Below are 13,128 nucleotides of genomic sequence, written 5' to 3' on the forward strand. Positions count from 1 at the left end.
CGCTGACCCAGAGTTAGCCGGAATCAAACTATATGCGTTTATTTTTGCAAAACCGACGTCTGTACGGCGCCGGTCTGATGTTGGGCTGGCTCTGTTTGCTGGCAGGCTGCGCCAGCGCACCACCGGTTCCAGTGCCTCCGGTGGCAGAAAAAACTGTGACCCAGCAGCAGCGCGGGCCAGTGACTTTCGTCCATCCATTGCCAGGCGCCCGTATCAGCGCTTCATTTGCCCGCTATATCATCAAAAGCCGCAATCGCCAGCATCACGGCGTTGATTTTGCCGCGCCAAGTGGCACCCCGGTGTTTGCTGCAAGCAGTGGCGTGGTGTTAAGCGCCGATAATAGCAGTCTGAGCGAGGCCTTCGGCAATGCGGTGCTGATCGAACATGGCGACCAGCTGACCAGTTTATCCGCCCATTTGTCGCGGCTCGATGTGCAGCTCGGTCAGTGGGTGGAAGCCGGTCAGCAGATAGGGTTGGTCGGCCAGACCGGTCGCGCGACCGGGCCGCATCTGCATTTTGAACTGTGGCGCGGCAGTGTGCCGCAAGACCCTATTGTGCTGCTGCCGTTAAGCCCGCAGGAACGTAAGCACGCCTTAACAGAAATGCAGCGTCAGGTGGCGGCTAACCAACTGCCGGCGAAAAAACGCGTCGTAGTGACAAAAAGCCGCACAGTGAAGACCAAAATCGCCAAAGCGGGGCCAGCAAAAACAGCGAAGCCGGCAAAAACATCGGCCAAGGCAAAACAACCTGCCAGCAGAGTCGCGAAAACGAGCGGCAAATCCGGCAAAACTGGCACAACACCGGGCGCAGTTAAATCAGGCAAAAGCAAAGCCAGCTCCGCCAAAGTGGCCAGTGCTGGCGATTAACCTGGTTTAGTCAGCAAATTGTTGGCGAAATTGTGCACTTTGCAGCGCTGACCAGGCCAGCTGAAGGTTCAGCGTTATGCTACCGGCCTGTTCAGCACTAAAGATTTGCAGCGCGTTCAGCCGCGGTTTGTCGTACCAATGCCCGGCCAGAACAAGCCCCTCAACCTGACGCAGCGCCTGGATCTGCTGCAGCGGATTGTCGGCGAGTAGCAGCAGGTTCGCATCTTTCCCCACGTCCACAGTGCCCGCGCTTGCGGCAACTCCGGCATATTGTGCCGGCCATAACGTCGCACTTTGCAGTGCCTGCAACGGGGTCAGTCCGGCTTTGGTATAAAGCTCAAGTTCGTCAATCAGGCCGCTGCCGGCAAAGACAAAACTGTCAGGCGTATCTGTACCGGCCAGAATTGGCACTCCCAGCGCCACAGCCTGTTTCAGTTGCTGCTGCGCCAGAGCTAACAGTTCTGCATGCACAGGCCGCCCCTGCTGGTCACGGCCACGGCGTTGCATGCCATCGGCGTCGGCTTGCCAGAGCTTTTGCAGCAGCCAGGGTACCTGCGCCAGCCGCGGGTCCCGGCGAAACGCTGGATCCGCAGCGCTGGCACCCAGTTGCAGCGTTAATAAGGTCGGGCTCCACCACACGCCAGCACGAGCCATCGCAGCCATTTTCTGCTGACACATCACCGGATCCTGACTTTGCAGGATTTGGCGCCAGACGTCACTGTTGATTAGCCCTTCCCGCATTGGCTGCTGTTTCAGCTGCATGGCGACAGCCGAGCATTCAAATAAAAATAACCGGCCATGTTCAACACTATGCTGACGCGCCTGGATCAGTTCGGCCAGCGTAACGCGCCAGGGCTGGTGTCCTGCCAGTTGCATGCCGGCGCTTGCTGCAGCCGTACTCAGCCATTGATATTGTTGCGGGTTTAACAATTCATAGGTCTTCAGCGTATCGACACCAAGCGCCTGATAATGCCGGACCAGTGCTGTGGCATCCTCAGCGCTTTGCAGCCGTAAAAAGGTCGGAAAATCTGCCGGCACTTCAGCGCCGCCGTCTATGGCAAAGCTGCTTTGCTGCGGATAGAGCGGGCTACTGCGTTCACCTCGTTGCGCTTGTTGCGCCCAGCGCCGGCGGTCGTCGACGCAGGCCAGCAAGCTGTCTGCACCCGTCATACAGCCAGACATATCGCGCAAATAGGTGATGCCATGCGCCAGGTACAGCGGATGATGCAGTTGTGGCGACAGTTTCAGGCTATGGCTGTGGTTGTCCCAGAGGCCAGGCACTACATAGTGGCCTTGACCTGACACATAAAGATAATCCTTAGGTGCTGAAACGCCGGCTGCCGAGATCTGTTCGATGCGGCCCTGGTTGATCCAAATCGCGCGGTCGCGCTGTATCTCACCGGTGCGGGTATCGACGATATGCACCTGATCCAGCACGATATGCGAGTGGCTGTATACAGGCCCCGGTGGGTCCGGCATTGGCGACAGGATGAGCACCATCGCGCTGAACAATAACAGGCACAACAGCAGGGCGATAGATAACAGGATACGGCGTAACATGGGCGCTCCACAGGGATTCGGCAAAGACCGCATTGTGCAGCTTGTCAGGTGAAATTTATGTCAAACCAGAGTTTGTCTCAGTCTGCGTTGCTTGCCAGCACAAGCGGCTACGCCACAACAGCGGTGTCGCTTCACTGTGCAGTTCCAGCGCACAAGCTTGCGCCAGCCGCAGCGCAATACCCTGACCAAAACCGGATAAGGCGCTGGCAGCGCCCGGATTAGCTGAGCGTGGATTTTCCAGTTGCAGCCAGTGGTCACCGGCACTGATACAAACAATACCTGCCGCGCTATGACGCCAGATATTTTGCAGCAGATTACTCAACAGCAGCTGCAATAATTCAGGCGGCGCCAACAAAGTCAGGGTATCTGGCAGCTGTAACTGCAGAATCAACTCAGGCCGTGGTTGCCATTGTTGCTGTTGTTGCCACAGTTGCTGCAGTGCCGCAGTGAGATGGACTGGACTGATGGCAGAAACGTCGGCCTCGCGTGCCATCAGTAACAGACTTTGGATCAACAGATGCATCTGAGTGCAGGCACTGGCGATCTGCTGCAGGCGGCGCGCGACATCAGCATCGGCGGGCGGGTTGAGCAGTAATAACTCGCAGCTGCTCTGGATCACCGCCAAAGGCGTGCGCAGTTCATGGCTGGCATCGCGGCTGAATTGGCGTTCGCGTTCGGCAAACTGTTGTAGCCGCAGCATACTTTGCTCCAGTTTTTGCGCCAACAGGCTGATCTCCTGATCATGAAACTGAGCGGCAAAACCAAGTGGCAGCGGATCCTGCTGGACCAGCATAGCCAGTTGCTGCAGTGGCCTGCTGGCACGCCGTGCCAGATACCAGCCAAGGGCCAGCGCCAACAGCAAAAACACCGCAAGCAGACTACCATAGACCGCCAGCATAGTGCGCAGCACCGGCCTGACCACCAGTTGCTGACTGACTTCAGTGACCAGAAACAGTGGTTCTTGTTGTGCCGGATGCGACCAGCGCCTTAAGTGATAATGCCGGCCTGCAGTGCCGGGCAGTTCGGAGGCTTTGGGCTCGGCTTGATACGCCGCCGCCAAATCCGGCGGAAACTGGCTGACGGACTGAAACAGCTGCAAATGTGGGTCCAGCGGCGGCGCGGGCGCTGGTAATAATTGCTGACGGGCGATTTCCTGGTCCAGCCGCTGGTAAAACAGAGCATCCTCGGTGGTGTAGACAAACACCAGCGTCAGCAGGCCAAACAATACACCACAGGCCAGTACCAGCAGCAGGAAAGCCGCACGGATCCGCAGGCTCAGCGAGGTCTTTTTGCTATTCATGGCACCTGCTCCGTGACCCGTAACACAAAACCAACGCCGTGAACTGTGTGCAATAAGGGCCAGGCAAAAGGCTTATCAAGCTGTTGGCGCAGCAGATAAATATGACTGCGCAGTGCATCTGAATCCGGAGCTTGATCCGGCCAGAGCTGGTCGGTCAGTTGTTGCCGGTTCAACACCGCCGGATAGGCTTCGGCCAGCAGCTGCAGGATTTGAAACCCAATAGGGTGCAGTTGCAGTAGTTGGTCGTCGCGCCAGGCCTGCAGTGTGCGCCGGTCCAGCCGCAAAGGGCCGATCTCGAGGCAATATTGCTGCGGTTCGTTGCGCCGCGCGAGAGCCTGACAGCGCAGCGCCAGTTCAGCCAGCGCAAAGGGTTTGGTCAGATAATCGTCTGCGCCGGCATAAAATCCATCGGTTTTGTCGGCCAGCGTGTCGCGGGCGGTTAACATCAGCACCGGTGTATGCCGGCTGGCCTGCGCGCGCAGCTGGCGGCACAGACTCACGCCATCCAGGCGCGGTAGCATCAAATCCAGCAGGATCACGTCAAAGTGCTGCTGCAATGCCAGCTGCAAACCGAGTTTGCCGTCGGCGGCATAGTCCGTCTGATGACCACACAATTGCAGATAATCGAGAATATTCCGCGCCAACGCGGGCTCGTCTTCCACCAATAAAATACGCAAAGTTTTGGCCGGAAACGGCTGAGCAGGGGTAGGTAACTGCGGCATATGGTAAGTCCGGCTTGGTGGCGGAGATACAGCATCATGCCGCTGCTGTGAAAAATCTGTCAAATATCAGCGCGATTCTGGTCCGTACCGCCGGCTTTTTATCCATTCAGTATTGTTCTGCGACAACTGTCGCAATTACCACTTGCCAATCTGCGACATCTGTCGCAGTATTTGGCCATCACTGAACTGACAGGACACGCGGATGCAACCTACAGCCCCAGAATTGGAAATTCTCAAATTGCTCTGGCAGCTGCAGCCACAAACCGGCCGCGAATTGCATGACCAGTTGGCCGATGTCTTAGGCTGGGGTTATTCCTCGACGCGCAAAACATTGGAGCGGATGGTGGATAAAGGGTTGCTGGTGGCTGAGTTACAAGGTAATCAGAACAGCTACAGTGCGCAGGTAACCAAAGTAGCAACGCTGGCAGCACTGGCGCAGGATTTTGCCAGCCGGGTGCTTGAGCTGAAACAACCGATGCCACTGGCTATGTTTGCCGACAGCCGGTTATTAACAGCTGACGACCTGCAGGCGTTAGAACAACAATTGCAGCAGCTAGAGCAAGGCGGTGACTCATGCTGAATCTGCTGCTGGCGTTATTTTGCTGGGTGTTACTGAGCACCACCGCCGCATGGTGTTTACAACGTGCTGCAAGGCGTTTTTCTGCATTGTCGGACTGGCCGGCGCTGGCACCTTTGCTGTTGCTGGTATCGCTGCTGCCATTTTTGCCGTGGCCAGACAGTGCTGTCCATTTGCCGCAGCACTGGTCACAGCAACTTGACCATGGCGTCAGCCCATTATTGGCGTTGCCGGCGCATCCAGGCTGGGTGGAGCAACAGCCGTTGCAAGCCCTGTTGCCAGCACTGGCGACGCTGTTATTGGCGCTGGGCTCATTGATTTCATTGTGGTTGATGGCTCGGCAGTGGCACTTGTGGCGTGAGTTACATCAGCTGTCGGCTCCGTTGCCGCTACAAGCGCTACAGCCCGTGGTGCAGGACGACCCGGCTTTACAGCGTTTGTTGGCCCAATATCCGGTATTGCAGTTGCAGCAGCTGCCGAACAATGGCAGCCCTTTTGTCAGTGGCATCCGTCGCGCCGTATTGTGGCTGCCGGAGTGGTTCTGGCAGCTGACGTTGCCCCAGCAACAGTTACTGTTGCGGCATGAACTGAAGCACCTGCAACGCCGTGATCCTTTGTGGTTATTGTGCTGGCGTCTGCTCTGTGCCTTGTGTTGGTTTAATCCTGCGCTGCGACTGCTGGAACGGCATTTCCAGCAAGCGATGGAAACGCAGGTCGATGGCTGGGTGTTGGCGCAAAAACCTGGGCAGCGTGCGCTGTATGCCAGAACCTTATTGCAGGCGATCCGCGCGCAGCAACAGCTAACAGCAGCCGGCCGCTGGTTGCAGGCCAGTGCCGGCAGTGGCAGTGGTGCCATGTTGCAGCACCGGATTGGTCAAATCATGCAACCCGGGCCGGCCTTGTCGTGCTGGCAGCGCCGATTGGTTATTGCCGGGATTTGCATGCTTTGTCTGCCGGCATGGGCGATTAAAACTGAACTGACCGGACTTGCTCCTTCACAGTGGCTGGCGCCGCTGGTGCAGGGCAAAGTGGGCTCCTGGTATGGAGAAGTGCACAATTTCCGCCAAAACAAACCGCATAACGGCGTTGATGTTATCGCGGCGCGTGGTGCTTCCTTACAAGCTGTGGCAGCGGGTCGGGTTTTGCTGGCCGGCACTGGCAGCCTGCACGCCAATTTTGGCAATGTGGTGCTGCTGGATCACGGCGGTGGATATCAGTCGTTGTTTGCTCATCTGGATCGGGTCGACGTGCAGCCGGGTCAGCAGGTTGATGCCGGTCAGGTGATTGGTACTTTGGGGAATTCTGGTCGTACGACTGGTCCGCATTTACATCTGGAATTGTTATTAAATGGGCAGCGGATTGATCCGGCAACAGTATTGCCACTGGACCAGCTGCAAGGAGCGACGGGTGAATAAGAAGTACCGTTTACAGCTGTGGATTTGTGCTGCACTGGGCTGGATAACCTCCATGCCGCAGGCTCAAGCCAGCGCAGATCCGGCATTATTGCCGCAATTTCAGCAGCAGTTTAATCAGCAACTGCAGCAGGCCAAAGTACCTGGCGGTGCTTATGCCATTGTTTATAAAGACCAGGTGCTGGCGCTTGGCAGTTATGGCGTACGCGCCGTTGGCGACAACGCCCGGGTCAATGCAGACACTGTATTCCGGTTAGCCTCAGTGTCGAAAACCTTTGCCGGCAATATCATGGTGCAGTTATCCCAGCAGGGCCGGCTGGATTTACAGCAACCGCTGAAGGCTTATGTGCCGGAGTTGCAGCTGAAAACGGCGGCGATTGAGCAAAAAGTCAGTGTCGAAACCATTTTGTCGCAAGGCTCAGGTTTTTGGGCACATGCTTTTGAAGACTTGATTGAGGCCGACCAAACCCCGGCGCAAATTCTGCCGCGACTGGCCGAGCTGGCGCCGGTTTGCCCGCCTGGTCGTTGTTACAGCTATCAGAACGTATTGTTTGGCTTGCTGGGCCGTGCAGCCGAGCAAAGTACCGGCCAGCCTTATGAAACGTTGGTCAGTGAAAGAGTGTTTGCGCCACTACAAATGCATACTGCGTCGTACGGTCTGACCGGTTTGTTGGCCAGCCGCAACAAAGCGCTGCCGCATCAGCGCGGTGGCAAAGGCTGGCGCACTGTGAAGCCTAAAGCCAATTTTTATCGTTTTCCCGCCGCAGCCGGTGTCAATGCCAGTGCACGGGATTTGTCACAATACCTGATTGCGATGTTGGGATACCGGCCAGAAGTGTTTTCGCCAGCGCTACTCAGTCAGCTGCAGCAGCCGTTGGTAAAAATGCCGGTTAAACCGCGCTGGCCGGTCTGGCAGCAATACCGTAATGCCAGTGCCTGGTACGGCCGTGGCTGGCGGATGGTGCAATATGGCGACGATAAGCTGTATTACCACGCCGGTGTGGTCGACGGTTACCGGCCCTATATCGCTTATTCGCCGGCGACCGGTTATGGCTTAGTGCTGCTGACCAATGCAGAAGCAGACGTTACCGGCAAACTGGCTGGCTGGTTCTGGCAGCAGGTGTTACCCGGACCACAGCTGGCAAAACACAAGCATGGCGCAACGAAAAAAGGGGCCAGATAATGCTGAGCTGTAACCTGCCGGGCGCAAAGCCCGGACGAACCCTGCGTCATTCGTTGCTGGCATTGATGTTCTGTTTTGCCGCAGAAGCTGCAGAAACGCCACCGGCTGTCAGTTTAGCGGGTACTGCGGTGCATGAGCTGAAGTTTCAGGGCCGTAATTATCCATTGTGGGTGGATATTCCATTGCCCTGTCAGCAGCGCAAAAGCGCCTGCCCATTATTGCTGGTAACCGATGCGCCTTATGCGTTTCCGCTGATCCGCAGCATTCGCAACCGGGTAGGGCAGCAGGGACGGAATATCGAAGACTTTGTTCTGGCAGGTCTGGCCTATCCGGCTACAGATACGCCAGTCTCCAGTCGGAGCCGGGACTACACGCCAACGAATGTGAAAGCCCGGCCGGCTTTGCCAGGTGAAGACTATGGCGCTACGGTGTATGGCAATGCGCCGGCTTTTGCCGGGTTTATTGCGAAGCAGGTGTTACCGCTGCTGCAGCAACAATACCGCATTGATCCGAAGCGGCAGATTTACCTCGGTCATTCTTATGGTGGTTTGTTTGGCGCTTATCTGCTGCTGCATCAGCCAACACTGTTCAGTCATTATGTGCTGAGCAGCCCGTCGCTGTGGTTTGACAAACGGCAACTGCTACAGGCCGCGCCGACACTGCTGGCGGCCATGCCGAAGACTACCCGGGCCAGTGTCTGGTTGTACAGTGGCAGTTTTGAGCAGCCAGGCCCAACGGCAAGACACTATGCTGAAACTGATCTGGTCGGTGATATGCAACAGTTCTCCATGTTGCTGCAACAGGCCAAGCAACCCGGTCTGAAAGTGCAGACGAAGGTACTGGCAGACGAAGATCATTTGACGGTGTTTCCACCAATGGTCACCCGCGCCATGCTGGAGATTTTGCCTGGAGCGGGGCCTTATACCGGCGGATAAAGTTTTGTCTGTCATTAAAAACAAAATGCAGCCTTATTCCGGCTGCATTTTGTTTTTTAAGGAGTTCAGAGCGCAATCAGCCCGACTTATTGTCTGCTTAATGACCCAAATGGATCCGCCGTCGCGCCAGCGCCTCTTGTTCATAGTCTTCCATATACTGCGCCAAATCATTTTTCCAGCGTTCGTTTTCGTCGGCTAAATTGAGGTTGGCGCGCGCTTCAATATGATCTTTACGCACCAGTAAATCGTGTGCCCGCTGCTGCAATTCGCTGGCAACTTCGGCGTAGATTTGGGGCTCGCCAGCGAGCCCTCGTAATTTTATAAAGATATTAAAGCTTACTGTCAGTAAAACAAGCATGACGACTATAAGAGACAATTCCATTTTTATGTTCCGTAAACCGTTCGCTGTAAGCGTCTTTGTCGTAACCAAAGTATTATCATAGCCGGTAACATTATCATATTGACTGAGAATATTCCGTACTGATAAAAAAGTGAGAATGTATTCGTGTTTATTGATGCTCTATCAATAAAGTCTATTGCTTGGCAGCAGTTAAAAAATATAAGAGTGGCGCCGTAAAATTGAGCCATTGTGGTGACTCGTAACTTCATTTTTGAATGTGCTTCATAGAGAATAAATAATATGAATGTGTCTATGATTACCCATGAACCATACCACCCAAATTTATTTATTATTTGCTGATGCTTTGCAATTTCATATAGAGGCTCAATGAATACAAGATGTACGCCTTCACCTAAAACTAACACCGCAATTGTTATCCCTGCAGATGAAATTTTCCGCTCGACCAACATGACTATAAATAATAGCAGTAGGTAGCATAAGAAACGGTAGGTCACAATTTCATCAGAGAACTCAAATAATGTATCAAATAGAGTCATTGCTATCACCTGACTTAAGGTGATTCAGGAGGTCTTACACCGCCACCACCGTTCATCAGTGTCACTTGTCCCGGCTTACTTCCGCTTGATACGACTGATTGGTCACTGCTGGTTGGGGCAATAGGTGCATCATTAATGCTCGATTGTTGAAATAATTCTCTTGCCTGAGTACTAATCAAAACTGTGTCGCTTGAAGCCGCTGTCGGTGATTTTACAGCCTCGGCTGGTACTGGAGCTTGCATTTTTACATCATTGGATGCGTAAGCGGCTGCATACGCCCTGCCGCCCTGAATACTTATATCATTCATAGTTGTCACCCGATTTGACTCGTTATTAAAAGCGCGGCATGGTGCGCAGATATGTTTTTTGTGAACTATAAGTGACCAGAAGTGTAAAAAACAATCAGAGGTGCGGTAATTTGATTGGTGAAAATTTGATAAACATTTGATATTTGCCTGACTGAATAAAAAAACCGGTACAGAACCGGTTTTTTTAGCAACGCTGAGACAAAATGCTCAGTGTTATTTCTTGGCAGCCAGATAAGCCAGCAATTCAATCAGCTCTTTATCGGCATTTTTCTCATCAAGGCCGTCAAATTTGACCTTAAACTTGCCATTGACCAACAACATTGGCACACCGGTCAGTACTTTCTTTTCCGACCAGTAGGTCTGCTGTTCTTTCATTTTTTTGGCTGCAGCTAATACCGGCATGCTGTTAAAGCCTTTATCAAAGGTGGCACTGTCGAAATTATTCACCAGTAGCAAGGAGCGGATATCGCCATCGCCGGCAAAGTTAGCTTTTTGGCGATGGATATAGTTAAAAATCATACCGGCAACTTCTTCGCCTTTGCCGGCATTATGGGCAACCAGATATGCTCTTGCCATGCTGTTTTGTACTTCTGGCGAGCTGGCCTGGATAAAGTCGACATGATTTTTCTCAAACTTTACGCCTTTTGGCAGGCTGGCGGCCAGTTTGTTAGCTAAAGGCTCAAAGGCGAAACAATGGCCGCAGTAAAACGAGAAAAACTCAGTGACCACAGGTGTGGCCGTGGCGGTGTCAGCGACGACTTCGTAATGCTTGCCCTCGGTAAAAGTTGTTGCAGCGACACTGAAAGCGCTGGCCGCAACACCTGCGCATAAAACGATAGCTTTGAAGAATGGTTTGAACATATCTGAATACCTTGACTGATTATGGTTTGGCCAGCAGATGTTGCACTAAGGCTTTGAAATCCTGCTCGGTGTTGGTCTTGTCCAGAGACTGATTGATGATCTTATAACGACCGTTAACGATGATTGTCGGGACCGAATTCAAAACTTTGGACTTGCTGAACTGTTCCTGTTCTTTTTGCATGAGTTTAGTCTGAGACTTTACAGCAAAACTATTGATTTCTTTGTCATAAATTGCAGGATCTATACCTGCGGCAGTCGCAACGAGACGAATGTCTTCCGCTGAGGCGAATGGTTGACGTTTGACGTGGATGTGGTTAAACAACGCCTGGCCAACTTCTGCACCTTTGCCCTTGGCTTTCGCCAGAACCAGTACCTGAGTCAGCTGTGCCTGGATCTCTTTGCTGGCTGCACCCATGAAATCAACATGGTACTTTTTAACAACGGTACCTTCTGGCAATGACTTCTCGAGACTATTGACGTATGGATCAAAGGCAAAACAGGCCGGACAATAGAATGAAAAAAACTCTTTCACCTCAGGTGTTGTGGTTGCCTGTTCCGCGACCACTTCGTAGTGCGTTCCTTCGAGATAACTTCCCGCAGCGTGGCTGAAGGCAGTCACTGCAAGGCTTGCACACAGCACCATGGATTTTGCGAACACTCTGAACATACCAACAGCTCCGACTGATTATGGTTTTGCCAGCAGGTGTTGCACTAAGGCTTTGAAATCCTGCTCTGTATTCGCGTTATCCAACGCTTTATTGATGATTTTATAGCGGCCGTTGACAATAAAAGTCGGCACAGAGTCCAGTACTTTGGTTTTTGAGGCGTCAGCCTGGCTTTTTTGCATCAGTTTGGTCTGAGATTTCACCACAAAGTTATTAATTTCTTTGTCATAGATAGCTTCATCAATGCCGGCGCCAACTACAACAGCGCGGATATCAGCAGCAGAAGCAAAGGGTTGATGTTTGACATGGATATGCTCAAAAATCGCTTTGCTGACTTCATCGCCTTTGCCTTTGGCTTTGGCCAGGATCATCGCCTGTGTCAATCCAGTCTGAATTTCTTGTTTGGCCTGTCCCATAAAATCCACATGGTACTTTTTCAACACAGTGCCTTGTGGCAGCGATTTTTCCAGGCTTTTGACATAGGGATCAAAGGCAAAACAGTGTGGGCAATAAAAAGAGAAATATTCTTTTACTTCAGGTTTGGCAGTACCTTGTTCCGCGATCACTTCGTAGTGCGTGCCTTCTTCATAAGGGCCACCAACCGCCAGCGCCGCTGGCACCAGACAAAATGCGAGAATAAACGACAACAGTTTTTTCATAACAAATTCCAGTCAATCCGTTAAATAACATCTGATGGCGCACAGCTTACACTGAAGCAATTTCCGCTGTATAGCCTCTGACACCGGCATCTGTCAGATATCATACGGGTATAAACGCAGTGTGGGCTGTTGCAGCCGCAGGTTCTGTTGTTGCAACTGCTGCAGTTGTTGCTGCCAGTAATCTTCCTGGGTAAACCAGGGGAAATGTAATGGAAAGGCCGGATCCGCCCAACGTTTGGCCAGCCATACCATGTACAACACCATACGCCGGCAGCGCAGCGGTTCAATCAACGCCAGTTCTGACTGGTTAAAATCAGTAAAGTTCTGATATTGCTCAGTCAAAATTTCAAGTTGGATCCGTTGTTCCATCTCATCGCCGGACAGCAGCATCCAAAAATCCTGCACGGCTGGTCCTTGCAAACAATCGTCAAAATCCAGCAAAAACAACTGTTGGTCGGTCAGGATGTTGCCGGCATGACAATCACCATGAATGCGCCGAGAGCGCCATTTAACGGCTGGCAGCTGCTGGATAGTTTGCAACAGCTGTTCCAGCGTGCGCTGATAGTGGGGGCGCAGCCCTGCGGGCAGCAGCGGGCATTGAAGTAAATCGGGGATGGCTTGTTGCAATTCGGCATGGACCTGCAGAGTTGGCCGATGCTGAAAAGTGCTGGCAGCGCCGACCTGATGCAACTGGCCAAGCAACGTCCCTAACTGTTCCCAGTGTTCGTCCTGTTCTGCACTGAACGGCCGGCCGCCTTTACTGGGGAATACGGCAAAATAATAATGCTGATACTGTAAGAGGCTTTGCCCATCAAACAGCAACGGGGCGATGATATCGAGCTCAGCCTGTTGTAAATCGCGACAGAACTGGTGTTCTTCGCCGATCTGCTCAGCCGTCCAGCGTTCAGGGCGATAGAACTTCACCACATAGCGTTGCATATCATCGGCCTTGAACTGGTAGACCCGATTTTCATAGCTGTTCAGCGCCATCAGGCCGCTTTCAAGGCGGATCTGGTAACTCTCTAACGCATCAAGCAACAGATCAGGCTGTAACTGGTGAAAGTGAAAATTGGCAGACGTCATGGATTTCCGGCGCAGTGATCTATTGGGTCAGGCATCATACCGCGCCACGGCAAGCGCTGCATACGGGACGTCCTGCGTAAAAAAAGCCGCCAGCAGGCGG

15 protein-coding genes are annotated in these 13,128 nt (G+C 53.1%); 5 read left to right on the forward strand and 10 right to left on the reverse strand.

Going from position 1 to position 13,128, the window contains the following annotated elements; all coding sequences use genetic code 11:
• Window positions 1-32 precede the first annotated feature (32 nt).
• Window positions 33-866 carry a peptidoglycan DD-metalloendopeptidase family protein gene (locus ATY27_RS07355; protein WP_208932929.1) on the forward strand — a complete coding sequence of 278 codons (834 nt, stop codon included), beginning with the start codon at window positions 33-35 and terminating at the stop codon, window positions 864-866.
• A 6-nt stretch (window positions 867-872) separates the two neighbouring features.
• Here ATY27_RS07355 and ATY27_RS07360 read toward each other — a convergent pair whose 3' ends face one another.
• From ATY27_RS07360 to ATY27_RS07370, 3 genes are read right to left on the reverse strand one after another with little or no spacing between them, the layout of a single operon-like run.
• On the reverse strand, window positions 873-2,426 hold the full coding sequence (locus ATY27_RS07360; protein ID WP_208932931.1) for an amidohydrolase family protein: 1,554 nt from the start codon (window positions 2,424-2,426) through the stop codon (window positions 873-875).
• 55 nt (window positions 2,427-2,481) lie between these two features.
• Window positions 2,482-3,726 (reverse strand): HAMP domain-containing sensor histidine kinase, encoded by a 1,245-nt coding sequence (locus ATY27_RS07365; protein ID WP_208932933.1) that lies wholly within the window; start codon window positions 3,724-3,726, stop codon window positions 2,482-2,484.
• Window positions 3,723-4,403, reverse strand: a complete 681-nt coding sequence (locus ATY27_RS07370; RefSeq protein ID WP_208933455.1) for a response regulator transcription factor — start codon at window positions 4,401-4,403, stop codon at window positions 3,723-3,725. The genes ATY27_RS07365 and ATY27_RS07370 overlap by 4 nt, the downstream gene beginning before the upstream one ends.
• A gap of 247 nt (window positions 4,404-4,650) precedes the next feature.
• Between ATY27_RS07370 and ATY27_RS07375 the strand changes: the two genes are divergently transcribed.
• From ATY27_RS07375 to ATY27_RS07390, 4 genes are read left to right on the forward strand one after another with little or no spacing between them, the layout of a single operon-like run.
• Window positions 4,651-5,028 carry a BlaI/MecI/CopY family transcriptional regulator gene (locus ATY27_RS07375; RefSeq protein ID WP_208932934.1) on the forward strand — a complete coding sequence of 126 codons (378 nt, stop codon included), beginning with the start codon at window positions 4,651-4,653 and terminating at the stop codon, window positions 5,026-5,028.
• Entirely contained in the window at window positions 5,022-6,440 is a 1,419-nt protein-coding gene (locus ATY27_RS07380) for a M23/M56 family metallopeptidase (protein WP_208932936.1), read from the forward strand. Before ATY27_RS07375 ends, ATY27_RS07380 begins: the two co-directional genes overlap by 7 nt.
• Window positions 6,433-7,620 carry a serine hydrolase domain-containing protein gene (locus ATY27_RS07385; protein ID WP_244151412.1) on the forward strand — a complete coding sequence of 396 codons (1,188 nt, stop codon included), beginning with the start codon at window positions 6,433-6,435 and terminating at the stop codon, window positions 7,618-7,620. Before ATY27_RS07380 ends, ATY27_RS07385 begins: the two co-directional genes overlap by 8 nt.
• Window positions 7,620-8,555 carry an alpha/beta hydrolase-fold protein gene (locus ATY27_RS07390; RefSeq protein ID WP_208932938.1) on the forward strand — a complete coding sequence of 312 codons (936 nt, stop codon included), beginning with the start codon at window positions 7,620-7,622 and terminating at the stop codon, window positions 8,553-8,555. Before ATY27_RS07385 ends, ATY27_RS07390 begins: the two co-directional genes overlap by 1 nt.
• A 97-nt stretch (window positions 8,556-8,652) precedes the next feature.
• Here ATY27_RS07390 and ATY27_RS07395 read toward each other — a convergent pair whose 3' ends face one another.
• From ATY27_RS07395 to ATY27_RS07425, 7 genes are all read right to left on the reverse strand, one after another.
• A complete protein-coding gene (locus tag ATY27_RS07395) occupies window positions 8,653-8,937 on the reverse strand; it encodes a hypothetical protein (protein ID WP_208932939.1) in 285 nt (94 codons plus the stop codon).
• Between the two features lie 2 nt (window positions 8,938-8,939).
• Window positions 8,940-9,452 carry a hypothetical protein gene (locus ATY27_RS07400; protein ID WP_208932941.1) on the reverse strand — a complete coding sequence of 171 codons (513 nt, stop codon included), beginning with the start codon at window positions 9,450-9,452 and terminating at the stop codon, window positions 8,940-8,942.
• Window positions 9,453-9,466: 14 nt separating this feature from the next.
• Complete coding sequence (locus tag ATY27_RS07405; RefSeq protein WP_208932943.1) at window positions 9,467-9,760, reverse strand: hypothetical protein; 294 nt, start codon at window positions 9,758-9,760, stop codon at window positions 9,467-9,469.
• Window positions 9,761-9,973: 213 nt separating this feature from the next.
• Entirely contained in the window at window positions 9,974-10,621 is a 648-nt protein-coding gene (locus ATY27_RS07410; RefSeq protein WP_208932944.1) for a thiol:disulfide interchange protein DsbA/DsbL, read from the reverse strand.
• A 19-nt stretch (window positions 10,622-10,640) separates the two neighbouring features.
• Window positions 10,641-11,288, reverse strand: coding sequence for a thiol:disulfide interchange protein DsbA/DsbL (locus ATY27_RS07415; protein ID WP_208932946.1), 648 nt, complete (start codon window positions 11,286-11,288; stop codon window positions 10,641-10,643).
• An 18-nt stretch (window positions 11,289-11,306) separates the two neighbouring features.
• Window positions 11,307-11,945: a thiol:disulfide interchange protein DsbA/DsbL gene (locus ATY27_RS07420; RefSeq protein ID WP_208932948.1), complete on the reverse strand. Its 639-nt coding sequence runs from the start codon at window positions 11,943-11,945 to the stop codon at window positions 11,307-11,309.
• A gap of 93 nt (window positions 11,946-12,038) precedes the next feature.
• Window positions 12,039-13,028, reverse strand: a complete 990-nt coding sequence (locus tag ATY27_RS07425) for a serine/threonine protein kinase (protein ID WP_208932950.1) — start codon at window positions 13,026-13,028, stop codon at window positions 12,039-12,041.
• Between the last annotated feature and the right edge of the window lie 100 nt (window positions 13,029-13,128).

The organism is Rheinheimera sp. F8, assembly GCF_001518915.1.

What these genes read in the sequence shown, in the direction of transcription:
- ATY27_RS07355 (WP_208932929.1), top strand. Translation starts at nt 33, where the DNA reads ATGCGTTTATTTTTGCAAAACCGACGTCTGTACGGCGCCGGTCTGATG.
- ATY27_RS07360 (WP_208932931.1), bottom strand. Translation starts at nt 2,426, where the DNA reads ATGTTACGCCGTATCCTGTTATCTATCGCCCTGCTGTTGTGCCTGTTA.
- ATY27_RS07365 (WP_208932933.1), bottom strand. Translation starts at nt 3,726, where the DNA reads ATGAATAGCAAAAAGACCTCGCTGAGCCTGCGGATCCGTGCGGCTTTC.
- ATY27_RS07375 (WP_208932934.1), top strand. Translation starts at nt 4,651, where the DNA reads ATGCAACCTACAGCCCCAGAATTGGAAATTCTCAAATTGCTCTGGCAG.
- ATY27_RS07380 (WP_208932936.1), top strand. Translation starts at nt 5,022, where the DNA reads ATGCTGAATCTGCTGCTGGCGTTATTTTGCTGGGTGTTACTGAGCACC.
- ATY27_RS07390 (WP_208932938.1), top strand. Translation starts at nt 7,620, where the DNA reads ATGCTGAGCTGTAACCTGCCGGGCGCAAAGCCCGGACGAACCCTGCGT.
- ATY27_RS07395 (WP_208932939.1), bottom strand. Translation starts at nt 8,937, where the DNA reads ATGGAATTGTCTCTTATAGTCGTCATGCTTGTTTTACTGACAGTAAGC.
- ATY27_RS07400 (WP_208932941.1), bottom strand. Translation starts at nt 9,452, where the DNA reads ATGACTCTATTTGATACATTATTTGAGTTCTCTGATGAAATTGTGACC.
- ATY27_RS07405 (WP_208932943.1), bottom strand. Translation starts at nt 9,760, where the DNA reads ATGAATGATATAAGTATTCAGGGCGGCAGGGCGTATGCAGCCGCTTAC.
- ATY27_RS07410 (WP_208932944.1), bottom strand. Translation starts at nt 10,621, where the DNA reads ATGTTCAAACCATTCTTCAAAGCTATCGTTTTATGCGCAGGTGTTGCG.
- ATY27_RS07415 (WP_208932946.1), bottom strand. Translation starts at nt 11,288, where the DNA reads ATGTTCAGAGTGTTCGCAAAATCCATGGTGCTGTGTGCAAGCCTTGCA.
- ATY27_RS07420 (WP_208932948.1), bottom strand. Translation starts at nt 11,945, where the DNA reads ATGAAAAAACTGTTGTCGTTTATTCTCGCATTTTGTCTGGTGCCAGCG.
- ATY27_RS07425 (WP_208932950.1), bottom strand. Translation starts at nt 13,028, where the DNA reads ATGACGTCTGCCAATTTTCACTTTCACCAGTTACAGCCTGATCTGTTG.